We start from the raw sequence: 24,489 nt of genomic DNA, 5'->3' as shown, positions 1-24,489 counted from the left end.
ATGACAGATTGGAAAATGCTCAAAATTGAGCCGTGTGATGATTATAAAACGATAAATGAAGCATTTACAAAGCAGGTTATCAGCATAAATCCGGAACGCAATCCGTCGGACTACAGAAGGCTGTATGTTACATATAAGGAAGCACTCAGGGAAGCAGCCAGAATGATTGCGGTTAAGGACGGAAAGAGGGCTGAGGATCTCGATTTTAATTTTAACGATGACAGATATCTTGATGAGTTCATGATAATAATCGGCAATATATGTTCCGGTGAACTTAAGAATTCACACGCGGTATGGAAGAGTGTTATTGATGATTCCGATTACAGGACATTACAGAGGACTGATTCATTTATCACAGAGTTTGACAGTTACATGAGTAATGTAAGCGGACTTGATGATAATATATGGAAATATCTTATTGAGCATTTTAAGGTATATGGTTTTGCGGCCCAGAATAAAAAGCTTATTGCCAATCTGCAGAAGTATGGCGGAGTTAAGCAGGATGTATTCTATGGTGCCGAACCTGTTATGGCGCAGGTGCAACGCATCACAATGCCTGAACAGCGTACCGTAATGCCTGAACAGCGTACCATAATACCTGAACAATGTTCAAAAATACCTGAACAATGTTCAAAAATACCTGAACAATGTTCAAAAATACCTGAACAATGTTCAAAAATACCTGAACAGCGTACATCAGTACCTGAACAGCATCAGCAGATGCAGAACAGTACTTATAAGGACAAGGCGCTTGCAAGATATATGTCGGAACAGGATGACAGTGTCGTATCAGATAAATCAGCAGATTTCTTCAGACAGTTTGAACGTGTCTATACACATGACATTACAAAGAATAATATGTCAGCATGGAGATATCTGCTCAACAAACCTGAGTATATGCATCTTTTAAGGCAGGCTGCATTCACGTTGAAGCTTACCAATACACTTAAGAATATAGATGACCTGTACCCGGCTGTATGGGAATATATTATTGACAGGACAAGAGTGCCGGATACGCATCCAATGTATGACAGAACTACAGGCGAGCTTATAAGGCTGATGAAGTCCAACAGTTTTAAGGGTGAGATAATTCCTCAGGGTATAATTTCACCCGGAATTCTGCAGACTATTATAGATGAAGATGATTTTACAAAGGGGCACGATGAATATCACCGGCCTGCACCTATGACTATGATGAAACCAAAAAACGGCAGGAAGTCAGAGGGAAAGTCGGGGACGATAATATTTATCATAGTATTTATATTTATCATACTTAGGGCGCTCTTTAGTTAAGAGCACTTTGTGCCTGCGGAATGGAGATTAGTGTGAAAAATACAGATTGATATCTGATTTTTCACACAGCTATTTGTGCTGCAGGCGCCACAAATAGCATTTATCGCAGAGCCAAATCTGACATTTGGCTCGCGATTCCTCCGGCACATTGTGCCTGCGGAATGGAGATTATTATGAGAGTAACAGAAGGACTTGAACCGAAAGTGGTTTTTGAATATTTTGAGAAGATATGTTCAATCCCACATGACTCATATAATGAAAAGCAGCTTAGTGATTACTGCGTCAGTTTTGCAAAAGAACACGGCTTGGAATACTATCAGGACGACCTTTATAATGTCATTATAATAAAAGAGGCATCAGAAGGCTATGAGGACCATGAACCTGTGATAATTCAGGGACATCTTGATATGGTCTGTGAGAAGACGGCTGACACAGAGATAGATTTCAGAAAAGATGGACTTAAACTGGCTATAGATAATGGATTTCTTCATGCAACAGGTACAACGCTTGGAGGAGATGACGGTATTGCGGTTGCATATGCACTTGCAATACTTGCATCTGACAGTATAAGCCATCCGCGTCTTGAGGTTGTGTTCACTGTAAGTGAGGAGACCGGCATGGAGGGCGCAGGCGGCATTGATATCTCAATGCTTAAGGGACATATGCTGCTTAATATAGATTCTGAGGAAGAAGGCTGTATACTTACAAGCTGTGCCGGAGGAAGCCATGTATCGTGCACGCTTGATGCAGGCACGCATAAGCCTGATGAGAGCGACGTATTTTACAGAATAACGATTGACGGTCTTACCGGCGGACACTCAGGATGCGAGATAGACAAAGGGCGTGCTAATGCCGATGTTCTTATGGCAAGGCTTCTTCTGATGCTTGCCGGGGATGCAGATACAGGCATTGCAGAACTTAGCGGCGGACGCAAGGACAATGCGATTCCTACATCGTCACAGGCAGTTGTATGCTGCGATGCAGGGGAAAACGCAAAGATTCAGGGCACGCTGAATGAATTCACACAGATTATAAAGGATGAATACAGAAGTACTGACCATGGATTATCTGTAAGACTGGAGAAGCTTGATAACAATGGTCTGACGGAACAGTACGGGACAGTTACACAGGCAGGGCAGACACAGCGTATTGCATCATTTATCACGGCACTTCCGTACGGAGTCATCGCAATGAGTCATGATATGCCGGGTATGGTTGAAACATCACTTAATCTTGGTGTGATGAATTATTCTGATGGCAGGCTTGAACTAGGATATCTTCTCAGAAGTTCAAAAGAATCTTCACTTGATTATCTTGAGACGAAGATGCAGTGTGTTGCCGGTGCATTCGGCGCAGAATGTGAGATATCTGCAAGATATCCGGCATGGGAGTATGCAGCTGATTCAAAGCTCAGGCAGTGCATGATTGAGACATATCATGACATGTTTGGCAGGGATATGAAAGTAGAATCAATACATGCGGGAGTAGAATGCGGAATACTCTCAGCAAAGGCAGGAGGTCTGGACTGCGTGTCATTCGGACCGGATATACTTGATATCCATACACCTCAGGAAAGACTCGATATTGCGTCTGCAAAGAGAACCTGGGATTATCTTCTTGAAGTTCTTAAACGTCTTTAAATTTCATGTAATACCATAGCTCTCCCGTTCATATAATGCTAAAAAGAACGGGAGGGACATATGGACAATCACAGAATTTCCGAAATAACAAAAGTGCTTCCACAGAATGTCAGAAGCACAATATTGAGACAGCAGATATCATATGACAGGTTGGAAGAGGTACATCTTCGCACAGGTATGCCACTGATACTGAGATATGATAATACTGAGATTCTTATGGAGCAGTGCATTGTAACGCCTGAGGATATGAGAGAAGCGTTAGAGCTTATAAGCAATCACTCACTGTATGCATATGAGGATGATATACGCCAGGGATTTATAACGATTCCGGGCGGACACCGGGTAGGACTAGCCGGTAAGATGGTCATGCAGGACGGCAAAATAAAAACGATAAAGCACATCTCATTTTTTAATATACGTGTGGCACATCAGATAAGGGGCTGTGCTGCATCTGTCTATGGTTTTATTCATAACAGTACCCAAATAGAAAATACACTTATCATATCACCGCCCGGATGCGGCAAGACGACGATGCTGCGCGATCTTATAAGGCAGATATCCAATGGAAACAGCTACTATGAAGGCCAGACGGTAGGGGTCGTTGATGAACGCTCAGAGATAGCAGCATGTTACAACGGAAGACCGCAGAATGATCTTGGCATAAGAACGGATGTGCTCGACTGCTGCCCCAAAGCAGAAGGCATGGTAATGCTTGTACGTTCAATGTCACCCCGCGTTATTGCGGTTGATGAGATTGCCACACCGGATGACATAGAAGCAGTCAGATATGTCATGAACTGCGGATGTTCCATTATAGCTACGGCACACGCATATAATGCAGATGAGCTCAGGCAGAAGCCGCAGTTTGCAGAACTCCTTGCAATGAATGTATTTAAAAGAATAGTGACGCTTGGAAGAAGCAGCGGCGCGGGAAGCATCGAAGAGGAGGTGGTTCTGTGATACATATTTTTTTGAAAATATGTGGAATGGCGCTGGTTATGGCATCAGCCGTACTTACAGGCAGACAGATTGCCTGCGGTTACAGAAAAAGACTTCTTGAGCTTGATGCATTGCGAAGGTGCATGATGATTCTTAACAATGAGATTGCGTATTCATCATCAGCACTTGCTGAGTGCTTTGAGGCGGCATCAGCAAGATGTATTGATAAGGAGATATCGGAAATGTTTGCGGATATGTCGCGCCTTGTAAGTCAGGCACAAGGGGAACGTGCATCTGACATATGGGACAGCTGCGTAAATAGGCATGAAGGAAGTCTGCATCTTACAGATACGGATATTGCAGAATTGTACAACTTCGGAAAAAGCCTTGGCTATCTTAATGCACAGATGCAGACAGATTCAATCCGCCTGTATATGTCAGTGCTTGAAACACAGATATCCGATGCGGCAGCACATGTGGACAATCAGTGCCGTGCAGCGAAGACGCTGAGTATTGCATGTGGTGCATTTGTATGCATAATCCTTATATAAAATGATTAGTTAAAAATGGAGTCTGTGATGGATATAAATTTTATATTTAAAATAGCGGCGGTCGGTATTCTGGTATCAGTCATCAATCAGGTGCTCAAACACAGCGGCAGGGACGAGCAGGCATTCCTTGTAAGTCTGGCAGGGCTTTTGCTTGTGCTTTTATGGATTGTTCCTTACATATATGATCTGTTTGAAACAATTAAAAAACTTTTTTCACTCTGACTGGGTTTAAAGTTATCAGAACAGGAGGCGGAGTATGCTTAGAATTGCACTGGCAGCAGTGGGGGCATGTATTGTGGCACTTATGCTCAGGCAGATAAAATCAGAGTTTGCAATATTCGTACCGCTGTGTGCCGGAATAATAGTTGCAGCATGCTGCATTGCACGTATAGAGACGATTGTCCAGCTTCTTGAACGGCTGCAGAAGCTTACGGAAATCAAATCGGAATACATAAGTATACTGCTTAAGATGGCCGGGATTGCATATATTGCAGAAATAACATCGGGAATATGCAAAGACTGCGGTTACAACGCCATAGCAGGGCAGGTTGAGATGTTTGGAAAGCTGTCAGTTATAGCAGCGGGAATGCCGGTTATTATGGCACTTGTTGATTCGATAGAGAGGTGTCTTGCATTATGAAGTCTGTATTAGATGTACTTGAAAAATATAATCTGTCATCTGTCGACACACAGGTGGACGGGCTTGATTTTGAAACACTTGTGAGAAGCATCATAAGCAACGGCGTGGCTGATTCACTTCCGCAGCTGTGGAACCGGATTGTTATTGCAGCAACCGCAGAACTGAGAGAAAATGTCACGGGTATCTGCCAGATACTTATTATCGCAGTGTTTACCGCACTCTTCACCAATTTTGCATCAGTATTTGCAGATTCATCAGTATCAGATACCGGAAAAAAGCTGTCAAGGATAGCAGCGGTAACTGTTATGGCTGCAGCATATACGTGTACTGCCGGGATTGCATATGACGTGCTGGCAAGTGTCACAGGATTTATTAAGATGCTTATGCCGGCATATCTTTCATGCGTAGCGTTATGCAGCGGCAATTTTAGTGCAGCGGCTTTCTCGGAAGGCGTTATGCTTGCGGTGCTTGTGCTTAATTATGTCTTTTCGGATGTGGTCATAACGGGAGGCAGCATATATGTAATGATTATGGCTGCGGATGCGATAACCGGAGGAGGACTTGATAAAATAGCGGGACTTATTATGACGGTCCTGAAATGGATAATAAAAAGCTCGATGGCAGCCGTTATCGGAATAAATCTGATTCAGGGCATGGTGGCACCGATGGCAGACGGAGTGAACAGGGGTGTTCTTACGCGGGCGGTAGGGCTGATACCGGGGATTGGCGGCGGAGTAAGCACACTTTCATCAGTACTTCTTGGTGCAGGCGCACTGATAAAAAACGGGATGGGTGCAGCGTCACTTATTGTCATAGTTACAATATGCGCTGCCCCGGTTGCAAAGCTTGCCATGTTTACGGTGACGTACAGATGTGTTGGGGCATTTACGCAGCCAATGTGCGGCAGGGAATTTGCTGAGATGATAACGGGATTTGCTGATGCCATGCGGCTTATGCTGTCACTCGTTGCAAGTTCGCTTGCAACCGTATTTATTATAATTGCAATAATATGTATATCGACTAATCCTGCCGGAAACGGAGCGTGACAATGACTGAAAGCATAATGGAATGGGTTCGGCGCATAGTAATATTCTACATAATGACGGATATATTTGTCGCTGTGATACCGGGTAAGACGTGCAGGAAACATGTAAAAATGTTTGCAGGCATAATACTTGCATTAATTGTGGCGGAACCGTTGATATCGCTTGCGGGAAGCAGATTTGACCTGGCATCATCACTTGCAGGGGAACTTGGCAATGCTTATACATCAGACATGAAGATGTGGACTATGGCAGCAGGCATTGACGGCAATACAGTTGTAGAACCGTATATGGATGAACTCAAAAAAATGATTGATACAAAGGCATGGGAATATGCACTTTATGTACAGGATTGTAAGATAGACATCTGCCTGGATAAAGACAGCCCGGATTTCGGGAAAATACAGTCTGTATATACGACGGTGTCGCAATGCAGAAATGATACAATCAAAGTTGAAAGTATTAATATAAACAAAAAATCCGATGTGCCGTTGGCTGACAAAGAGTGTGAAGAACTCAGGGAATATATATCGTCACAGTTTGGCATTGAGAGTGAAAAGGTAACCGTGGCATGCGTACAAACTTAAGATGCCATAAAACAGCTGTCTGCGGTGCCTGCAAAAATGGGGGATTTGTATGAAATATGAAAAGTTATCATTAAATCAGATAAAAGAGAATATTCTTAAAAATATAGGAATGAAAAAATTCATTCTCATAATTGCAGCGCTGATTCTTCTTGTGCTGGGATTTGTTCCGCAGAACAAAACAGCTTCGTCCAAAGGTGCTTCTGATGGTACGGAATATGAGGCGCAGGGTGGAGTATATGATTATGAGGAATACACGGAGAAACGTCTTGAAGAATTTATCGGGAGTATCAGCGGAGCCGGAAAGGTGAAGGTGATGATTACATTTCAGGAGACATCTGAAAAGGTACTGGCGGAAGAAGGAAGTGTGTCGGAAAATACGGTTAAGGAAACTGACAGCAGCGGGGGAACAAGAGATACGCGTGAGTATTCTGCGTCAAAGAGTTATCTGACAGACGGAAAGCAGGGGACGGACAGTCCTTACGTCATTCAGGAAAAAAAGCCACAGGCACAGGGAGTTGTCGTTATAGCGCAGGGAGCAGATAATCCGGAGGTGGTATCATCCATAACGGCAGCGGCGCAGGCTCTGCTTAATGTTCCTGTACATAGGATTCAGGTGCTCAGAATGAATAAATAGAATTGACGAACATAATAAGTTCTAAAGGAGATGTAATGAAATTGAAGAAGTCTATTGGTAAGAATCAGGTTATTATAACAGCGCTTGCAGTTATGATTGCTGTTGCCGGGTACATTAATTATTCCGGCAATCTCAGAGAGATGCTTGACGCAAAAGGTGCGGGAGCAAAGACTGTCTCAGCAGATGATATAAGTAAGAACCGGGATACGGATGTTATAGAGGATGATTCGATAGTTGAGCCGGGAACAGCAGTGCTCACATCCTCTACGGTTACCGGAAGCATTATAAATGAGGCGAAGCTTAACAGAGAACAGATACGTGCCAAGAATAAGGAGAGTCTTCTTGAAATAGTGAATAATGAAAAGCTTTCCGAATCGGCACGTCAGACGGCAGTAAAGCAGATATCGGCAATTGCGGATTATGCGGAGAAGGAGATGGCAGCAGAACTTCTCCTTGAGGCAAAGGGCTTTGCGGATTCCGTGGTATCCATATCTGACGGAAGCGCAGATGTCGTTGTGAACCGAACATCTCTTACAGAGAGTGAAAAAGCACAGATAGAAGATATTGTCAAAAGAAAATCAGGCGTATCTGCGGACCGTATTACAATTAGTATTTGCAATAATTAGAATTTGCTAGTATAATAAGTACATTATGAAAAGTATATAATATCCGTGTGAGGAGGTATTGGAATGACTAAGGAATTTGAAGATAAAGGAACATCATATACAATACATGAGAGTGTGAACATCGGAGAGGTACGCGTTGCAGATGAAGTTGTAGCAATTATTGCAGGACTTGCGGCAACAGAAGTGGATGGCGTATCATCGATGGCAGGCAATATTACTAATGAGATTGTCAGCAGACTTGGTATGAAGAGCCTTTCAAAAGGCGTTAAGGTATTCGTAAGTGAATCCAGCGTGAGTGTTGACCTTACACTTCACCTTAAGTACGGTTATGGAATTCCTGATGTATGTGCGAAGGTACAGGACAGAGTAAAATCAGCAATCGAGACAATGACGGGACTTGATGTAACAGACGTCAATGTCAGAATTGCAGGCGTGGACATTGACAAGAACGATTAATATTAAGTAATGTATTAAAGGGACTGCTGCACGCATATTGGGTGAAGCGGTCCTTTTTGCGATAATATAAGTGACAGGAAGTAATGACAAATAACAGCGCAGCAGATGCGCGGGAATGGAGATTAAGATGACAAGACATACTATCAGAAAGCACATTTTTTCAATGCTTTTCCGTGTTGAGTTCCATGACTCTTCGGAAATTTCAAGTCAGGACGGACTCTATCTTGATACGATAGACAATATAACTGATGAAGAGCGCGGATATATGGAGAAGAGAGTATCTGCCATAGTAGAACTGCTTCCTGAGATTGATAAAAAGCTTGAATCCGTATCAGAAGGATGGAAGCTTGAGAGAATGGGTAAGGTTGAACTCACAATTCTAAGACTTGCAGTATATGAGCTGCTTTATGATGATGATATTCCGGCTAATGTAGCAATTAATGAGGCAGTAGAACTTGCAAAGGTATACGGCGGTGACACATCACCGGCATTTGTTAACGGAATACTGGCCAAGCTTTTATGAGAGCCTATACAGTCGGACAGATTAATTTATATATAAAGAATATGTTCCGGCAGGATTTTGTCCTTAATAAGGTAATTGTCCGGGGCGAGATTTCCAATTGCAAATATCATACGTCAGGTCATATATATTTTACACTTAAGGATGAGACCGGCACTATTGCGGCTGTCCTTTTTGCGGGGAATGCGAAGAATGTCGGGTTCAGGCTTGAGAACGGCATGAAGGTTAATGTGTCCGGAAGAATTGATATATATGAACGTGACGGAAGATACCAGCTCTATGTTAATTCTGTAGAGGCTGCCGGTATGGGAGATCTTTACAGAAGGTTCGAGCAGCTGAAGGCAGAACTTGAAGAGATGGGAATGTTTGCGCAGGAATATAAAAAGCCGATTCCGGCATTTGCAAGGAAGATAGGAATAGTTACGGCTTCAACAGGAGCTGCAATCCAGGATATTATTAATATATCAAGGAGACGTAATCCGTATGTTCAGCTTATACTGTATCCTGCAACAGTCCAGGGGGATGAAGCAAAGTACAGCATTGTAAAAGGAATACGCAGGCTTGATTCCATGGGGCTTGATGTAATAATAGCGGGACGTGGAGGCGGTTCGATTGAAGATCTGTGGGCGTTCAATGAGGAATGTGTGGCAAGGGCAATATTTGACGCAGCTACACCGATTATATCAGCGGTAGGACATGAGACTGATTTTACAATTGCTGATTTTGTTGCAGATATGAGGGCACCTACACCATCAGCTGCGGCAGAACTTGCAGTTGCGGACATTACCGGAATTGAAGGAGCGATAGAACAGTACAGGTCCGGACTTAACAGTGCAATGAATTATAAGCTTGAGCGTATGCGCATGATGCTTGAACAAAGAGCAGCAAAGCTTAAGTATCTGAGTCCGGAGTCAAAGCTTAATGAAAACAGACAGATTACAGCTGATTATGAGGACAGGCTTAACAGGGCAATCAAGTCGGTTGTGACACTTAAGAGGCATGAACTTGCAATTAAGGCAGAGAAGCTTCATGGGCTGTCTCCGCTTACGGCGCTTAAAGGCGGATATGCATATGTTGAAGATGATGTCGGGCGTCCTGTGAGGAGTATCGGCGATGTCAGTCCCGGCAATAATATCAGGGTTAATGTTACTGACGGAATTATATCGGCATGTGTAACGGAAGTTTCAGCAGCTGACAGTAATGAAAGGAGTTAGCAGATGGCGAAAGCAGCAACTGTTGAGGAATCATTTGCAAAGCTTGACGAGATAATATCACAGCTTGAGAGCGGTGCGCTTTCACTTGATGACTCATTTAAAAAATATAACGAGGGCATGAAGCTTATCAAAAGCTGTAACCAGCAGCTTGATAAGGTCGAAAAACAGATAATAGTGCTTGATGAAGACAAGGGTGATTCAGATGCAGTTTAAAGATATGCTTAATAACAAAGCAGAAGCAATTAATGATATTATAAAAGGCTTTCTCCCGGCGGAAGATACTATGTCATGTGAAGTTGAGAAAGCCATGAATTACAGTGTTATGGCAGGAGGCAAGCGTATACGTCCGCTTATTATGTCTGAGGCATATAAGCTGTGCGGGGGCAGTGAAGAATGTGCAGCGCAGGTCCTTCATCCGTTTATGGCGGCACTTGAGTTCATACATACGTATTCGCTTGTACATGACGATCTTCCGGCAATGGACAATGACATGTACAGAAGAGGCCAACTTACAACGCATGCGGCATTCGGCGAAGATATGGGGATTCTTGCCGGTGATGCGCTTCTTAATTATGCTTACGAGACTATGCTGAGGGCAGCATGTGATATGACTGATACGTACAGGGAACGCAGTATACGTGCAGCGTCGGTGATTGCAGGAAAGGCAGGAATATATGGCATGGTTGGCGGGCAGACACTTGATGTGAAGCTCACGGGCATGCCGATGAATGCCGGACAGCTTGATTACATTTTCAGGCTTAAGACAGGTGCACTTATTGAAGCAGCATTTATGGCGGGGGCAATACTTGCAGGCGCTCCAGATGAGGTTACTGCAAAGCTTGAGAAAGCGGGAGACCTTGTCGGAGTTGCATTCCAGATACAGGATGACATTCTTGATGTTACAGGAGACGCAGAAGTCATAGGCAAGCCGGTATTAAGTGACGAGAAGAATAACAAAACGACATATGTTACACTCTACGGAATGGACAAGGCAGTATCGGATGTTGCAGAGCTTTCCAATGAAGCAGTTGATATCATATGCAGTATAGGCGGTGAAGGCTTCCTTACAGACCTCGTGAAGTACATGATACACCGTAACAATTAATAGTAAAAGGCAAGAATGAGGGTTAATATGATTCTTGATAAGATAAACAAACCTAATGACATCAAAAGAATAGATCCTGAAGAATATGAGCAGCTTGCACAGGAGATACGCCAGTTCCTTATCGACAGCATAAGTAAGACGGGAGGTCATCTGGCATCCAATCTCGGTGTTGTCGAGCTTACAATGGCATTGCACATTGTATTCGACCTTCCGACGGACAAGCTTATATGGGATGTGGGGCATCAGTCATATACGCATAAGATTCTGACCGGACGCAAGAATCAGTTCAACAAGCTCCGCAAATATGGCGGCATGAGCGGCTTCCCTAAGCGTAATGAAAGCAATTATGATGCATTTGACACAGGACACAGTTCAACGTCAATATCGGCAGGTCTCGGATATGCAAGCGCACGCAATATAACAGGTGAAGATTACCACGTTATATCTGTCATAGGAGATGGCGCGCTCACCGGAGGAATGGCATATGAAGCACTTAATAATGCATCATCTCTTAAGAAGAATTTTATTATAGTCCTTAATGACAATTCGATGTCCATATCCGAGAATGTAGGCGGTATATCAAGAATTCTCGATGACGTGCGTTCTTCATATTCTTATTATGACCTTAAGGAGGATGTCAAGAATACTCTTCACAAGCTTCCTAACGGTGACGCACTTGTAGAGAAGATTAAAAAGACAAAAAGCAATATAAAGCAGTTTATAGTGCCGGGGCAGATATTTGAAGATATGGGAATACAGTATCTCGGACCTGTTGACGGGCATAACATACACAAGCTTATTAAGATATTTAACATAGCAAAGAGAGTAGATTCACCTGTTCTTGTCCATGTTGTTACGCAGAAAGGTCATGGCTATGCACCTGCGGAGAAGAATCCGAGCAGGTTTCACGGAATAGGACCGTTTGACATAAAGACTGGGAAATCACTGTCGGTTGGAAAGGGCGAGAGCTATTCGGCTGTATTTTCAAGAAAGATATGTGATATAGCAAAGAATGACAGATCGGTCGTTGCTATAACTGCGGCCATGCCGGATGGAACGGGACTTGACAAGTTCAAAAAATGGTTTCCGGACAGGTTTTTTGATGTCGGGATTGCAGAAGAACATGCGGTTACATTCTCGGCGGGACTTGCAGCAGGCGGAATGAAACCGGTATTTGCGGTATATTCATCATTCCTTCAGAGAGCATTCGACCAGATACTTCATGATGTATGTATGCAGCAGCTCCATGTTGTGTTTGCAATAGACAGGGCAGGACTTGTGGGAAGTGACGGAGAGACGCATCAGGGAATATTTGACCTGTCATTCCTGTCGGTAATTCCCAATATGACTATAATAGCACCTAAGAACGGATGGGAGCTTGAAAATGCACTTGAGTTCGCTCTGGAACATTTTTACGGACCGATAGCAATACGGTATCCGAGAGGGTGTGCATATACCGGGCTTTCAGAATACGCCCAGCCGATAGAATACGGTAAGAGCGAACTTATTCATGAAGGAAGCCATATATGCCTGATGGCAGTTGGCAATATGATGGAGACAGCACTTACGACAGGTGAACGTCTTAAGGAATATAATATAGATGCAACCATAGTTAATGCAAGGTTTGTTAAACCAATCGATGAAGATATGATATGTGATATTGCTGATGAGCATGAGCTGCTTGTTACTCTGGAAGAGAATGTATATACAGGCGGGTTCGGAGAGGCAGTAAGCAGATATACACAGATGAATGGTCTTAATATAAGAACATTGGGTATTGCGCTTCCTGATGATTATATAGAACATGGCAATGTTGATATTCTTAAGCATGAAGCAGGAATTGATGCTGAGGCTGTGTTTGACAGGATTATGGAAACTATAGCAGATATGAAGAATAACGGATGAAGCTGAAGATATAAGATATATGATATGAGGTTTTGCGATGAAAGAAAGATTAGACGTACTTATGGTTAACAGAGGCTTAAGCGAGACAAGAAGCAAGGCGCAGGCCATTATTATGTCAGGCATAGTCTATGTTGACGGCAGCAAAGAGGACAAATGCGGTCAGAAGTTTGATGAGAGTGTATCCATTGAGGTAAGAGGCAGCACACTCAGATATGTAAGCCGCGGAGGACTTAAGCTTGAGAAAGCGATGAATAATTTTGATGTTACGCTTGAAGGCAAGGTATGCATGGATGTCGGCTCATCTACGGGTGGCTTCACAGACTGCATGTTGCAGAATGGTGCCGTTAAGGTATATTCTGTTGATGTAGGCAACGGACAGCTTGCATGGAAGCTCCGTCAGGACGAACGCGTTGTTGTCATGGAAAAGACCAATATAAGATATGTCACGCCTGATGATATTGCAGACAGAATCAGGTTTGCAAGCATAGATGTATCATTTATCTCGCTTACAAAAGTACTTGTGCCTGTATATAATCTTCTTACTGATGACGGACAGGTGGTATGTCTTATAAAGCCGCAGTTTGAGGCGGGGCGTGAGCAGGTCGGAAAGCATGGTGTTGTGCGTGATAAAGCCGTTCACAGGGAGGTTATTGAACGCGTGATGCAGTTTGCAATTGATAATCATTATGAAGTGCTTAATCTTGACTTTTCACCTGTGAAGGGACCTGAGGGTAATATTGAGTATCTTATGCACCTTCAGAAACATATGGATGGTGTGTATGATGCACCGGACATTAACATTGATGAAATAGTTGAAAAAGCACATGAAGTGTTGTAAATTATTTATAGACTGATAGATGCTGGGGCAGAAGCCCCGATTATGATGCTATATATTGTGGGTGGTTAAAGAATGAAGAATTTCTACATTATTACGAATAAGGCAAAAGATCCTGATTATTCATTTACCCATGAGGTAATGAATTATCTGAAGAGTCTCGGAATGAACTGTGCGTGTCAGGATGCTTCGGAAGATCTTACATATACTAAGTACCGTTATACCAATGCGGATCTGATTCCGCAGGATGTGGAGTGTGTTATCGTCCTTGGTGGTGATGGTACGCTCATACAGGCTGCAAGGGATCTGCACCTTAGGGATATACCGCTTCTTGGTGTTAACATAGGAACATTGGGCTTCCTTACGGATATAGAAAAAGAAGATCTGTATACAGCGCTTGGGGCAATAATACGCGGCGAGTATGAATTTGATACAAGAATGATGCTCAAGGGCAATGTATATCGCAATGGAGAGCTTATCTATGAGAATACGGCTCTTAATGATATAACGATTAACCGTAACGGAATTCTCCGTGTAATAGATTTTGATGTCTTTGTCAACGCTGAATATCTCAATTCTTATTCGGCTGACGGTGTGATTGTATCTACAGCAACAGGCTCAACGGCATACAGTCTGTCAGCAGGCGGTCCTATTGTACAGCCTAATGCCGAGATAATAATGATAACTCCGATATGCCCGCATACACTTAATAAGAGAAGTATAGTACTCGGAGCGGACAATTCAATAGTCATTGAGATGAGCGATAACAAAGGACTTGAAGAGGAAAGAGTGGCTTCATTTGACGGCGAGCTGTTCTGCAAGATGATAACGGGTGATAAGCTTGTAATCACAAAGCTGGAGAACAAGGTGCGCCTTATAAAGACGACAAAGCAGAGTTTTCTTCAGATTGTAAGAAGAAAGATGAATAATTAATTATATATGTTATAGATTTGGAGAGTGTAATGAAGTCAGAGAGACACCAGAAGATTCTTGAGATAATACGCAATAAGCCTGTATGTACACAGGAAGAGCTTGCAAAAGAACTTGAGCTTGCAGGATTCAGTGTTACGCAGGCGACGGTTTCACGTGATATAAGGGAGTTACGTCTGTTCAAGGTTGGAAGTGACGGTGAAAAGCAAAGATACAGTGCTTCACCGATAACTGACGTTCAGAAGAATGACAAATTCATTCGTGTTCTTAAGGAGGGCTTTGTCTCAATGGACATGGCCCAGAATATCCTTGTCATAAAGACTGTTTCAGGAATGGCAATGGCTGTAGCGGCAGCACTTGATGCAATGGACTGGAACGAGATCGTAGGATGTATCGCCGGAGACGATACTATCATGTGTGCAATCCGCACTGTTGATGATACTTTCAAAGTAATGGACAAGTTAAAACGCATAATACAAAGATAGGGGGGATTCAATGCTGGTCAATCTTCATGTCCGCAATATGGCACTTATCGAGGAAGCTGACATTGATCTTACCGGAGGACTTACTATCCTTACGGGAGAGACCGGTGCAGGTAAATCAATTATTATAGGGTCGGTCAATGCTGCACTCGGAGGCAAAGTATCTGCTGACATAATCCGTAAGGGGGCGGAGTATGCACTCGCAGAGCTTACATTTCACGTTGATGATGATAACAGGTTAAAGTGCCTTAAGGAGCTGGGAGTTGAAGACTGTGACGGAGGTGATGTCATAATATCACGCAGGATAATGCCGTCAAGAAGCGTTATCAAGGTCAATGGGGTTACGGTCACTGCTGCATTTGTAAGGAAAATGGCATCGCTGCTCATTGATATTCACGGGCAGCATGAACATCAGTCACTGCTTGACGAAGAGAGACATCTTGAGCTTGTTGACAGGTTCCTTGATGATGATGCGCGCAGGATTAAGGCAGAGCTTGCTTCGGCATATGCAGAGTATGACAGACTCAGAAAAGCATATGCTGAGTTTGATATTGATGATGAAGCGAGAAACCGTGAGACGGCTTTCCTTGCTCATGAAGTGCAGGAGATTGAAGATGCCGCACTTAAGCCGGGAGAAGATGAAGAGCTTGAGAGCACATTCAGAAGAATGAGTAATTTCCAGAAGATAATGGGTGAGCTTGCAGGTATTAATACGATGATGAACGAAGGCGAAGAAGATACGGCAGGAACGCTCATCGGACGGAGCTTAAGATGCATGGAGACGGTTGCGGCACTTGATGGGAAAGCATCAGGCCTGCATACGCTGCTTGCAGAGATTGACTCGCTTACACAGGATTTCGGCAGGGATCTTACATCTTACATGGACAGTCTTGATTTTGACGAAGCTGTGTATGAGGAGACGCGGGAACGCCTTGACCTTATTAACGGACTTAAGATGAAGTATGGTAATACAATTGAAAAAGTTAATTCTTACGGCAAAGAATGCAGAAGAAAGCTTGATGAGTATGAGAACTTTGATGAGAGAAAGTCTGAACTTAAGTCTGAACTTGACAGAGTACTTGTAATACTGAATGAGATGTGCGGAAGTCTCAGTGAGTGCAGGAAAAAGGCTGCCTTGGGACTTGAATCGGACATAGCGCTTGCACTTAAGGAACTTAATTTCCTTGACAGCAGGTTTAAAGCTGTATTCACAAGAAGATCATCGGTTACAGCCAACGGATATGATTCTATCTGCTTTATGATAGCAACTAATCCGGGTGAAGACCTCAAGCCGCTCGCAAAGATTGCATCCGGCGGCGAGATGTCAAGAATCATGCTTGCAATTAAGTCTGCACTGGCAGAAAAAGATGATATTGACAGTCTTATATTTGATGAGATTGATACCGGAATAAGCGGGCGTACTGCACAGATGGTAGCTGTTAAGATGCATTCCATTGCAGCGTCGCACCAGGTAATCTGTATTACGCATCTTCCACAGATTGCAGCTATGGCGGATACACATTTTATGATTGAAAAGTCCGCTTCCGATAACAGAACTACAACAACAATAAAGAGGCTTAACGAACAGGAAAGCGTGTGCGAACTTGCAAGGCTTCTGGGCGGAAGTGAACTTACTGAAGCTGTCATGGCTAATGCAAGTGAGATGCGGAGTGCCGTGCACCGCTGATAGCAGTGCCGGCTGCTTCAGTTAAGCATATTTTCAATAAATATTCCATATCCGCATGTAGAATCGTCTACAAACACATGAGTGACGGCGCCGATTATCCGGTCGTTCTGGATAATTGGCGAGCCGCTCATTCCCTGCACAATTCCGTTGGTAATATCAAGAAGGTTTTTGTCTGTAACACTGAATGTTATGTTACGGTTGCTGCTGTCATTATAACTGATATCATCAATGCTTATTCTGTATAATTCGCATCTGCCGGATACAAATGTCTGTATGAATGCTTCTCCTTTTTCTATATCTTCCTTGAAGCTTATGTCCATCTGTTTTAATCCGTATTGAGATATAAGTGTATCTGAACTGTCGATAAATCCATATATGCCATTATTGCGGTTATCTGTAATGTTTCCTATACGGTTTGATTCGTTGTAATTAATTGAACCGATGAATTCCCCGGGTTTACCACGCTGCCCCTTTGCAATGGACAGAATCCTTGCATTGTACAGCGCACCGCTTCTGATTGCAAGCATGCAGCCGGAGTCGGTGTCACTTATCGGATGCCCGAGTGCACCAAAGCTGCTGTCCGGTGCTATATAGGTCAGGGTGCCTATTCCCTGCGAATCGTCTTTTACCCATATTCCTGTCTTATATTCCCCTTTGGTATCTTTTTGCGGTGTAATCTGAACGTATACGGTATCTGTGCCTGCAGGCGAACTGCGCCTTATTCCGAGAACAAGAGGAGAACCGTTACATAAATTAACGCAGCTCATGAATTCTGATTTTGAAGTTATGGCTGAATCGTTCACACTTACTATATAATCGCCGGTTTTTACAAGACCGGCACATGGCATGACAGTCTGACCATTAATGTCTGTGAATTCTGTTGTGCCCGCGATGAGTACTCCGTCGGTCTTAAGATATATTCCAACAGGGAAACCACATGGAATAAGAGAGCTTTTTGACAGGACATTAACATGGACGGTCTTAATATTAAATAGTCCCATCAATTTGACGTTAATGTGGTATTCACCGGCCTCACCGGCAATAAATGACACCGGTTCATGAAAATTAACTGCTTTTACATTCCGGACAGATACATTGCTGACAGATGAACTCTGCATTATCTCCATGCTGGCTGTCATGGGGATGTCAAAATCTATTGTCTTGCTTTCGTTTTCACGCAGGCATATAGTCGCAGGAAGTCTGTCTGACACTGATGCGGATAATGTGAATGCGGCAGCATATACTGAAATGGCGGCTGTCAGTATAAATAATACTTTGTATAGTAAATGCCTGCTTCTATGCAGGCGTGAAGATGAATTATGCATGACAATATAACCTCCTTTTGGTGTTATTATGTGCCTGCAATGCGTTAAAAAAACTGGCAATATGTCACAACATAAAGGAAATTGTTTTGTCGAATACTGCATTATACACTTGTTGCAGCAGACATTTTGAGAACGTATAATCAATGTTGTCAGAAAATCAGATATGGGGGAAATTTTATGAAGAATCTCAACATTGCGGTTGCGGATGATAACGATGCGGTTGTATGTATGTTAAGCAGCATTATTGAAAACGACGAAGATTTTAATCTTGTAGGTACAGCGAGAAACGGTGCACAGACACTTGAGATGATACGTGATAAGGAGCCGGATGTAGTCCTGCTTGATATGATAATGCCAAAGATGGACGGACTTGGGGTAATGGAACAGGTAAGCCGTGATACTTCACTCAAAAAACATCCGGCATTTATAATTATTAGTGCTGTCGGACACGAGAGTATGACGGAGTCGGCATTCGGACTTGGGGCGGACTATTATCTTATGAAGCCGTTTGATAATCATGCTCTTGTAAGAAGGCTGCATGACCTGTGGCAGGCAGTCAACGGCAACGCGCCAAAGCATCCTGTACATACCGGGATATCGGGAGAGAGCCGGATATCAGGTACACCATCCGTAAAGCACAACGGCAGGCCGCGGGATTCATATTCAGTTACGGGCAACATGGAAAATGATGTTACATGCATAATCCATGACATAGGAATACCGGCGCATATAAAGGGATATCAGTACTTGAGGGATGCAATAATAATGGCTGTCAATGACAGTGACATCATAAACAGTATAACCAAGATACTCTATCCTGATATCGCCAAAAAATACCAGACAACACCAAGCCGTGTTGAGAGGGCAATAAGGCATGCAATCGAAGTTGCGTGGAACCGCGGCAATACGGACACACTTAATTCAATGTTTGGTTATACAATAAATACCGGAAAAGGAAAGCCGACTAATTCCGAGTTCATTGCTCTCATATCGGATAAATTAAGGCTTGAATATGGCATAAAATGAAAGGTTGAATATTTGCGCAACATATACTATAATGTACCAATAAGCATGTATTCAGGCTTCACGGCATTAATATGCATGCCGGCACATATTTTTTGTGCATTCCGTATTTGCGCATAGACGCAAAAATTGTTTCTAAAGAGGTAATTGATACAATATGTTTCGTAAATTTTTTAAGACAACAGCGGCAGTTATGCTGATAACAAGCATGACAGTCATGACAGTATTCGCAGATGATGTGTCAGATCTTAACAAGAAGAAGCAGCAGGCACAGAATGAGGTTGACCAGCTCCAGAATGAACTTTCATATCTTCTTGTGCAGATGGATGACCTTGAGACACAGATGGCTGAATCAGCAGCCAGAATAGATGAGGTTTCAAAGCAGCTTGCGCAGTCCGAGGAGACTCAGAAGCAGCAGTACAGGGACATGAAGCTGCGGATTAAGTATATGTACGAAGATCAGAGCGCTTCACTTGTTGAGACTCTGGTTACTGCAGAGGATATGAGCCAGGTCCTTAACAAGGCTGAATATATGCAGCAGGTGTATGATTACGACAGGGGCAAGCTTGACGAGATGGTCAGTACTTCTGAATCTATAAGGGAACAGAAGGCACAGCTTGAAAAAGAGCAGAAGACTCTTCAGGCATCACAGGATGACCTTACCAGCAAGCAGTCACTTCTTTATACGACTATTCAGGAATCTGAGAAGAAGGTGAAGGATTTTGATTCTCAGTTAAGCAGGGCTGTTGCTGCAGCTGCGGCGAGAAGTGCTGCAGCAAGTGCTTCTTCGGTTAAGAGTACTTATGTATCAACAGGTGATACATCGGTTGGCGCAGCGATAGTAAGGAAGGCATACGAATATCTTGGAACACCATACAGAAGTGGTGGAGCAGCACCGGGAGGATTTGACTGTTCAGGCTATACATCATATGTATTTGGACAGTTTGGAATCGGGCTGTCACGTTCAAGCGGTGCACAGGCATATGGAGGTCAGAATGTAGGCACGAATCTTTCCAATGCGCTTCCGGGAGATATTATATGTTATCCGGGCCATGTTGCAATATATATAGGAGGAGGCCAGATAATACATGCTTCCGTACCGGGAGATGTCGTTAAGGTTGCATCAGCAAATATTATGACAATAACAGGTATCAGGAGATACTGGTAATATTAAGACAGGGGGATACTTACATGAAGAATATTCTGTTCATTGCATCAGAAGGAGTTCCATTCATCAAGACAGGAGGACTTGCAGATGTTGTCGGTTCACTGCCTAAGTATTTTAATAAGGATGAGTTTGACGTAAGAGTTATACTTCCTAAGTATGTGTGCATCAAGGAAGAATATAAGAGTCAGATGACATATCTGGATCATTTTTATATTAATCTTGCATGGCGCTCACAGTACGTTGGAGTATTTATGATGGAATATCAGGGCGTAAAGTTCTATTTTATAGATAATGAATTCTATTTCGGAGGTCCTAAGCCTTACAGCTACATACATGAAGATATTGAGAAGTTTGCATTCTTCTGTCAGGCGGCTTTATCTGCAATTCCTGTAATTGGGTTCAAACCGGATATCATTCACTGCCATGACTGGCAGACAGGGCTTATTCCTGTATATCTTAAGGACAGATTCAACAGCGGAGAGTATTACAGCAATATTAAGACTGTAATTACAATACATAATCTTAAGTTCCAGGGTGTGTGGGATCTTAAGAAGACAATGGATATTACCGGACTTGACAAGTATTATTTTACATCGGACAAGCTTGAAGCTTATGGTGATGCTAATTATCTCAAGGGCGGAATTACATATGCTGACCGTGTTACTACGGTAAGTTCTACATATGCACAGGAGATTATGACACCGTTCTACGGTGAGAAGCTTGACGGTCTTATGAGAGCACGTTCCAATGTCCTGTCAGGAATTGTTAACGGCATAGATTATGAGACGTATAATCCTGAGACGGATACAGCAATAACAGCTAATTACAATCAGGTTACATTCCGCAAGGAGAAGTGGAAGAATAAGGTTGCACTTCAGAAGGATCTTGGACTTGAAGTTGACAGGAATAAGTTCCTTGTGGGTATTGTCTCAAGACTTACAGACCAGAAAGGATTTGATCTCATTGCGTGCGTTATGGATCAGCTCTGCGCTGAGGATGTGCAGTTTGTAATTCTTGGTACGGGCGAAGAAAAGTATGAGAATATGTTCCGTCATTATGACTGGAAGTATGGTAACAGAGTATCTGCCAATATCTATTATTCTGAAGAGATGTCACACCGTATATATGCATCATGTGATGCGTTCCTTATGCCGTCGCTGTTTGAACCGTGCGGACTCAGCCAGCTTATGAGCTTAAGATACGGAACGGTGCCTATAGTACGTGAGACAGGCGGACTTAAGGACACTGTTGCACCGTATAATGAGTATGAAGGCACAGGTACGGGCTTCTCGTTTGCTAACTACAATGCGCATGAGATGCTTGGAGTATTCAATTATGCCAAGAGTGTGTATTACGGTCATAAGCGCGAATGGAATAAGATTGTTGACCGTGCAATGCAGGCTGATTTCTCATGGAGCAAGTCGGCTAAGGAATATGAAGAGCTTTATAAGTCAATGTAACAGAATCTGAAGATTATTATATTTAATTGCTTCGGGCAGGCTTTGATGAGCCTGTCCGAATTTTGGTTATTGATTTGTATGCGGAATGGAGGACGGATATATGTATGATGAACTGACTGCCAAGGATATTAAGAAGATGGAAGAGGAGATAGAGTACCGTAAGCTTGTTGTCCGTAAGGATGCGATTGAAGCGGTTAAGGATGCACGTGCGCAGGGCGACCTTAGTGAGAACTTTGAGTACTATGCGGCGAAGCGTGACAAGAATAAGAATGAGGGCAGAATAAGATATCTGGAAAGAATGATTAAGACGGCAAAGGTTATATCAGATGAATCCAATGATGACGAGGTCGGACTTAACAATACGATTACGGTATATTTTGAGGAGGATGATGAGGAGGATACATATAAGATTGTTACAACTGTGAGAAGCAATTCCCTCAGGAATCTCATCAGTATTGATTCACCGCTTGGAAGTGCCCTCATGGGACATAAAGCTGGCGACAGGGCCTATGTAAAAATTAATGACAAAGCGGGATATTATGTTGTAATCAGGAAGATAGAGAATACGGTCGATGACGGAAGCGATCCGCTTAAAAGCTTTTAGAATGAACCGGATGATAATGAATGTAAGCCGGAATGGGAGATGCATATGCCAAAATCACAAAATCAGAAAATGAAGCTTCTGTACCTGATCAAGATTTTTAATGAAAAGACAGATGAGAAGCACCCGATATCAATGCCGGGCCTTATTGAGGAACTCGCACGTTACGGTGTTAATGCCGAGCGTAAAAGTATGTATGATGATATTGAGTGCCTTCAGATGTACGGAATGGATATCATTTATAAAAAGATGCGTCCGTCAGGATATTATCTTGGCAAGAGAGAGTTTGAAATTGCCGAGCTTAAGCTGCTGGTGGATTCTGTCCAGTCATCGAAGTTTATCACAGCCAGGAAGTCACAGGAACTGATAAAAAAGCTGGAAGGACTGACAAGTCATTATGAGGCCGGACAATTACAGCGCCAGGTATATGTCAATAACAGGCCAAAGACTATGAATGAGAGTATATATTACAATGTTGATAAGATACATACAGCCATAGCAGCCAATTCGGCGATTAAGTTCATGTACACCGAGTGGACGATTGAGAAAAAGCTTGAACCGCGCCACAACAAAAGAAAATATAACGTAAGCCCATGGGCGCTTGTGTGGGATGATGAGAATTACTATCTGGTAGGATATGACGAGGATAATGAACAGATACGTCATTATCGTGTAGACAAGATGATTGATATAAGAATTACAGAAATACCGCGTAATGGTGCGGAGCTTTTTGACAACTTTGATGTGGCACAGTTCGGGAAAAAGACTTTTGGAATGTTTGGCGGCGTTGAGAAAAATGTTACGCTTAGATGCAGTAATTCTCTTATCGGTGTCATTATTGACCGCTTTGGCAAGGATGTGCATGTGCTTAAGGATGACGGTGAGCATTTTACAGCACATGTTAAGGTTACGGTAAGCCAGCAGTTCTTCGGATGGCTTGTGGGGCTTGGAAGCGGAGTGCGCATTGCATCACCGCAGGATGTGAAGAATGCATATATAGAACATCTGAAGGGAATTATCGGTGATGAATAATTGTAAGGGATTAAGCGGAAGTACGCTCAAGATTATAGCCGTAATCACGATGCTTACAGACCATATCGGTGCAGGTATTCTCGGAAGAATAATAACGATGCAGGGGATATATTCGGGCGGCGTATATAATGTGTATTCAGTTATGCGATACATCGGAAGACTTGCATTCCCGATATTCTGCTTCCTTCTCGTGGAAGGCTTTATGCATACGCATAATGTCAAAAAATATGCCACCCGCCTTTTTGTATTTGCACTTATATCGGAGATACCTTTTGATCTGTTTGTAAGCGGCAGAATTGTTGATACATCGGCGCAGAATGTGTATTTTACATTACTTATAGGGCTTATCTGCATGTGGGCATGTGATATGTCGGAAGAATCAGAACGCATTTCTGTTGGACTTAAGCCTGTACTGGAATTTCTGATTATGATTGCAGGAATGTATGTATCATATGTGCTGAGAACGGACTATGCTGCGATAGGAGTTGTCTGCATTATGATTCTGTATTGGACAAGATTTGATAAGAAGAGACAGATTATTGCAGGAGCAGTATCATTTGCGTGGGAGATAAGCGCATCGTTAGCATTCATACCTATAGCATTATACAATAAAAACAGAGGCATAAACCTGAAGTATTTCTTCTATGCGTTCTACCCTGTACATCTGCTGGTTATATATATTATATGTGCGATTATGGGAATAGCGGGATATGGGGTGTATAATGTACTGCCGCCGCTGTGGTAGAGGAAGGAAAATATGGTCTGAATATTTTCTTGCATTTTAATTCCCTAT

27 protein-coding genes are annotated in these 24,489 nt (G+C 42.9%); 26 read left to right on the top strand and 1 reads right to left on the bottom strand.

The genetic code is table 11. The annotated features are described in order from the left end of the window. From NQ488_07625 to recN, 20 genes are all read left to right on the top strand, one after another. Positions 1-1,293: a hypothetical protein gene (locus NQ488_07625; protein UWN94470.1), complete on the top strand. Its 1,293-nt coding sequence runs from the start codon at positions 1-3 to the stop codon at positions 1,291-1,293. A 173-nt stretch (positions 1,294-1,466) separates the two neighbouring features. Continuing rightward, positions 1,467-2,933: an aminoacyl-histidine dipeptidase gene (locus NQ488_07620; GenBank protein UWN94469.1), complete on the top strand. Its 1,467-nt coding sequence runs from the start codon at positions 1,467-1,469 to the stop codon at positions 2,931-2,933. Between the two features lie 60 nt (positions 2,934-2,993). Further along, complete coding sequence (spoIIIAA, locus tag NQ488_07615; protein UWN94468.1) at positions 2,994-3,893, top strand: stage III sporulation protein AA; 900 nt, start codon at positions 2,994-2,996, stop codon at positions 3,891-3,893. Beyond that, a complete protein-coding gene (locus tag NQ488_07610; GenBank protein ID UWN94467.1) occupies positions 3,890-4,423 on the top strand; it encodes a stage III sporulation protein AB in 534 nt (177 codons plus the stop codon). Before spoIIIAA ends, NQ488_07610 begins: the two co-directional genes overlap by 4 nt. A 27-nt stretch (positions 4,424-4,450) precedes the next feature. Beyond that, positions 4,451-4,645 carry a stage III sporulation protein AC gene (gene spoIIIAC, locus NQ488_07605; GenBank protein UWN94466.1) on the top strand — a complete coding sequence of 65 codons (195 nt, stop codon included), beginning with the start codon at positions 4,451-4,453 and terminating at the stop codon, positions 4,643-4,645. 34 nt (positions 4,646-4,679) lie between these two features. Then, a complete protein-coding gene (locus NQ488_07600; protein UWN94465.1) occupies positions 4,680-5,063 on the top strand; it encodes a stage III sporulation protein AD in 384 nt (127 codons plus the stop codon). Continuing rightward, positions 5,060-6,109 (top strand): stage III sporulation protein AE, encoded by a 1,050-nt coding sequence (locus NQ488_07595; GenBank protein UWN94464.1) that lies wholly within the window; start codon positions 5,060-5,062, stop codon positions 6,107-6,109. The genes NQ488_07600 and NQ488_07595 overlap by 4 nt, the downstream gene beginning before the upstream one ends. A 2-nt stretch (positions 6,110-6,111) precedes the next feature. Then, positions 6,112-6,693 (top strand): stage III sporulation protein AF, encoded by a 582-nt coding sequence (locus tag NQ488_07590; GenBank protein UWN94463.1) that lies wholly within the window; start codon positions 6,112-6,114, stop codon positions 6,691-6,693. Between the two features lie 49 nt (positions 6,694-6,742). Then, positions 6,743-7,327 carry a stage III sporulation protein AG gene (locus NQ488_07585; protein UWN94462.1) on the top strand — a complete coding sequence of 195 codons (585 nt, stop codon included), beginning with the start codon at positions 6,743-6,745 and terminating at the stop codon, positions 7,325-7,327. Between the two features lie 35 nt (positions 7,328-7,362). Next, positions 7,363-7,953, top strand: a complete 591-nt coding sequence (locus NQ488_07580; protein UWN94461.1) for a SpoIIIAH-like family protein — start codon at positions 7,363-7,365, stop codon at positions 7,951-7,953. Positions 7,954-8,016: 63 nt separating this feature from the next. Continuing rightward, entirely contained in the window at positions 8,017-8,409 is a 393-nt protein-coding gene (locus tag NQ488_07575; protein ID UWN94460.1) for an Asp23/Gls24 family envelope stress response protein, read from the top strand. 127 nt (positions 8,410-8,536) lie between these two features. Then, the gene (gene nusB, locus NQ488_07570; GenBank protein UWN94459.1) at positions 8,537-8,932 is read left to right on the top strand and encodes a transcription antitermination factor NusB; all 396 of its coding nucleotides are present in this window, start codon (positions 8,537-8,539) and stop codon (positions 8,930-8,932) included. Continuing rightward, positions 8,929-10,143: an exodeoxyribonuclease VII large subunit gene (gene xseA, locus NQ488_07565; GenBank protein UWN94458.1), complete on the top strand. Its 1,215-nt coding sequence runs from the start codon at positions 8,929-8,931 to the stop codon at positions 10,141-10,143. Before nusB ends, xseA begins: the two co-directional genes overlap by 4 nt. 3 nt (positions 10,144-10,146) lie before the next feature. Continuing rightward, a complete protein-coding gene (gene xseB / locus NQ488_07560; protein UWN94457.1) occupies positions 10,147-10,356 on the top strand; it encodes an exodeoxyribonuclease VII small subunit in 210 nt (69 codons plus the stop codon). Beyond that, complete coding sequence (locus NQ488_07555; protein UWN94456.1) at positions 10,346-11,248, top strand: polyprenyl synthetase family protein; 903 nt, start codon at positions 10,346-10,348, stop codon at positions 11,246-11,248. Before xseB ends, NQ488_07555 begins: the two co-directional genes overlap by 11 nt. Before the next feature lie 27 nt (positions 11,249-11,275). Beyond that, positions 11,276-13,153: a 1-deoxy-D-xylulose-5-phosphate synthase gene (gene dxs, locus NQ488_07550; GenBank protein ID UWN94455.1), complete on the top strand. Its 1,878-nt coding sequence runs from the start codon at positions 11,276-11,278 to the stop codon at positions 13,151-13,153. Positions 13,154-13,190: 37 nt separating this feature from the next. Then, positions 13,191-13,991, top strand: coding sequence for a TlyA family RNA methyltransferase (locus NQ488_07545; protein ID UWN94454.1), 801 nt, complete (start codon positions 13,191-13,193; stop codon positions 13,989-13,991). Between the two features lie 72 nt (positions 13,992-14,063). Then, positions 14,064-14,921 (top strand): NAD(+)/NADH kinase, encoded by an 858-nt coding sequence (locus NQ488_07540; GenBank protein ID UWN94453.1) that lies wholly within the window; start codon positions 14,064-14,066, stop codon positions 14,919-14,921. A gap of 29 nt (positions 14,922-14,950) precedes the next feature. After that, positions 14,951-15,403 carry an arginine repressor gene (gene argR, locus NQ488_07535; protein ID UWN94452.1) on the top strand — a complete coding sequence of 151 codons (453 nt, stop codon included), beginning with the start codon at positions 14,951-14,953 and terminating at the stop codon, positions 15,401-15,403. Positions 15,404-15,413: 10 nt separating this feature from the next. Beyond that, complete coding sequence (gene recN, locus NQ488_07530; GenBank protein ID UWN94451.1) at positions 15,414-17,087, top strand: DNA repair protein RecN; 1,674 nt, start codon at positions 15,414-15,416, stop codon at positions 17,085-17,087. 17 nt (positions 17,088-17,104) lie between these two features. On the opposite strand, the gene spoIVB is transcribed toward recN, so the two are convergent. Beyond that, positions 17,105-18,412, bottom strand: a complete 1,308-nt coding sequence (gene spoIVB, locus NQ488_07525) for a SpoIVB peptidase (protein ID UWN94450.1) — start codon at positions 18,410-18,412, stop codon at positions 17,105-17,107. A gap of 177 nt (positions 18,413-18,589) precedes the next feature. Between spoIVB and spo0A the strand changes: the two genes are divergently transcribed. The 6 genes from spo0A to NQ488_07495 all read left to right on the top strand — a co-directional run bounded on the left by spo0A (position 18,590) and on the right by NQ488_07495 (position 24,441). After that, complete coding sequence (gene spo0A / locus NQ488_07520) at positions 18,590-19,438, top strand: sporulation transcription factor Spo0A (GenBank protein ID UWN94449.1); 849 nt, start codon at positions 18,590-18,592, stop codon at positions 19,436-19,438. Between the two features lie 154 nt (positions 19,439-19,592). After that, the gene (locus tag NQ488_07515; GenBank protein ID UWN94448.1) at positions 19,593-20,603 is read left to right on the top strand and encodes an NlpC/P60 family protein; all 1,011 of its coding nucleotides are present in this window, start codon (positions 19,593-19,595) and stop codon (positions 20,601-20,603) included. A 23-nt stretch (positions 20,604-20,626) separates the two neighbouring features. Further along, complete coding sequence (gene glgA / locus NQ488_07510; protein ID UWN94447.1) at positions 20,627-22,063, top strand: glycogen synthase GlgA; 1,437 nt, start codon at positions 20,627-20,629, stop codon at positions 22,061-22,063. 100 nt (positions 22,064-22,163) lie between these two features. Continuing rightward, positions 22,164-22,667, top strand: coding sequence for a transcription elongation factor GreA (locus tag NQ488_07505; GenBank protein ID UWN94446.1), 504 nt, complete (start codon positions 22,164-22,166; stop codon positions 22,665-22,667). Positions 22,668-22,712: 45 nt separating this feature from the next. Then, positions 22,713-23,696, top strand: coding sequence for a WYL domain-containing protein (locus NQ488_07500; GenBank protein UWN94445.1), 984 nt, complete (start codon positions 22,713-22,715; stop codon positions 23,694-23,696). Beyond that, a complete protein-coding gene (locus NQ488_07495; GenBank protein ID UWN94444.1) occupies positions 23,689-24,441 on the top strand; it encodes a conjugal transfer protein TraX in 753 nt (250 codons plus the stop codon). The genes NQ488_07500 and NQ488_07495 overlap by 8 nt, the downstream gene beginning before the upstream one ends. Positions 24,442-24,489: the final 48 nt, after the last annotated feature.

Origin of the sequence: [Bacteroides] pectinophilus (genome assembly GCA_025146925.1) — a bacterium.
GTDB classification, from domain to species: Bacteria; Bacillota; Clostridia; order Lachnospirales; family Lachnospiraceae; genus Bacteroides_F; species Bacteroides_F pectinophilus.
The sequence above is the reverse complement of the archived record's forward strand: the minus strand, read 5'-3'. Positions and strand labels throughout refer to the sequence as shown.

What these genes read in the sequence shown, in the direction of transcription:
- NQ488_07625 (UWN94470.1), top strand. Translation starts at nt 1, where the DNA reads ATGACAGATTGGAAAATGCTCAAAATTGAGCCGTGTGATGATTATAAA.
- NQ488_07620 (UWN94469.1), top strand. Translation starts at nt 1,467, where the DNA reads ATGAGAGTAACAGAAGGACTTGAACCGAAAGTGGTTTTTGAATATTTT.
- spoIIIAA (UWN94468.1), top strand. Translation starts at nt 2,994, where the DNA reads ATGGACAATCACAGAATTTCCGAAATAACAAAAGTGCTTCCACAGAAT.
- spoIIIAC (UWN94466.1), top strand. Translation starts at nt 4,451, where the DNA reads ATGGATATAAATTTTATATTTAAAATAGCGGCGGTCGGTATTCTGGTA.
- NQ488_07600 (UWN94465.1), top strand. Translation starts at nt 4,680, where the DNA reads ATGCTTAGAATTGCACTGGCAGCAGTGGGGGCATGTATTGTGGCACTT.
- NQ488_07595 (UWN94464.1), top strand. Translation starts at nt 5,060, where the DNA reads ATGAAGTCTGTATTAGATGTACTTGAAAAATATAATCTGTCATCTGTC.
- NQ488_07590 (UWN94463.1), top strand. Translation starts at nt 6,112, where the DNA reads ATGACTGAAAGCATAATGGAATGGGTTCGGCGCATAGTAATATTCTAC.
- NQ488_07585 (UWN94462.1), top strand. Translation starts at nt 6,743, where the DNA reads ATGAAATATGAAAAGTTATCATTAAATCAGATAAAAGAGAATATTCTT.
- NQ488_07580 (UWN94461.1), top strand. Translation starts at nt 7,363, where the DNA reads ATGAAATTGAAGAAGTCTATTGGTAAGAATCAGGTTATTATAACAGCG.
- NQ488_07575 (UWN94460.1), top strand. Translation starts at nt 8,017, where the DNA reads ATGACTAAGGAATTTGAAGATAAAGGAACATCATATACAATACATGAG.
- nusB (UWN94459.1), top strand. Translation starts at nt 8,537, where the DNA reads ATGACAAGACATACTATCAGAAAGCACATTTTTTCAATGCTTTTCCGT.
- xseA (UWN94458.1), top strand. Translation starts at nt 8,929, where the DNA reads ATGAGAGCCTATACAGTCGGACAGATTAATTTATATATAAAGAATATG.
- xseB (UWN94457.1), top strand. Translation starts at nt 10,147, where the DNA reads ATGGCGAAAGCAGCAACTGTTGAGGAATCATTTGCAAAGCTTGACGAG.
- NQ488_07555 (UWN94456.1), top strand. Translation starts at nt 10,346, where the DNA reads ATGCAGTTTAAAGATATGCTTAATAACAAAGCAGAAGCAATTAATGAT.
- dxs (UWN94455.1), top strand. Translation starts at nt 11,276, where the DNA reads ATGATTCTTGATAAGATAAACAAACCTAATGACATCAAAAGAATAGAT.
- NQ488_07545 (UWN94454.1), top strand. Translation starts at nt 13,191, where the DNA reads ATGAAAGAAAGATTAGACGTACTTATGGTTAACAGAGGCTTAAGCGAG.
- NQ488_07540 (UWN94453.1), top strand. Translation starts at nt 14,064, where the DNA reads ATGAAGAATTTCTACATTATTACGAATAAGGCAAAAGATCCTGATTAT.
- argR (UWN94452.1), top strand. Translation starts at nt 14,951, where the DNA reads ATGAAGTCAGAGAGACACCAGAAGATTCTTGAGATAATACGCAATAAG.
- recN (UWN94451.1), top strand. Translation starts at nt 15,414, where the DNA reads ATGCTGGTCAATCTTCATGTCCGCAATATGGCACTTATCGAGGAAGCT.
- spoIVB (UWN94450.1), bottom strand. Translation starts at nt 18,412, where the DNA reads ATGCATAATTCATCTTCACGCCTGCATAGAAGCAGGCATTTACTATAC.
- spo0A (UWN94449.1), top strand. Translation starts at nt 18,590, where the DNA reads ATGAAGAATCTCAACATTGCGGTTGCGGATGATAACGATGCGGTTGTA.
- NQ488_07515 (UWN94448.1), top strand. Translation starts at nt 19,593, where the DNA reads ATGTTTCGTAAATTTTTTAAGACAACAGCGGCAGTTATGCTGATAACA.
- glgA (UWN94447.1), top strand. Translation starts at nt 20,627, where the DNA reads ATGAAGAATATTCTGTTCATTGCATCAGAAGGAGTTCCATTCATCAAG.
- NQ488_07505 (UWN94446.1), top strand. Translation starts at nt 22,164, where the DNA reads ATGTATGATGAACTGACTGCCAAGGATATTAAGAAGATGGAAGAGGAG.
- NQ488_07500 (UWN94445.1), top strand. Translation starts at nt 22,713, where the DNA reads ATGCCAAAATCACAAAATCAGAAAATGAAGCTTCTGTACCTGATCAAG.
- NQ488_07495 (UWN94444.1), top strand. Translation starts at nt 23,689, where the DNA reads ATGAATAATTGTAAGGGATTAAGCGGAAGTACGCTCAAGATTATAGCC.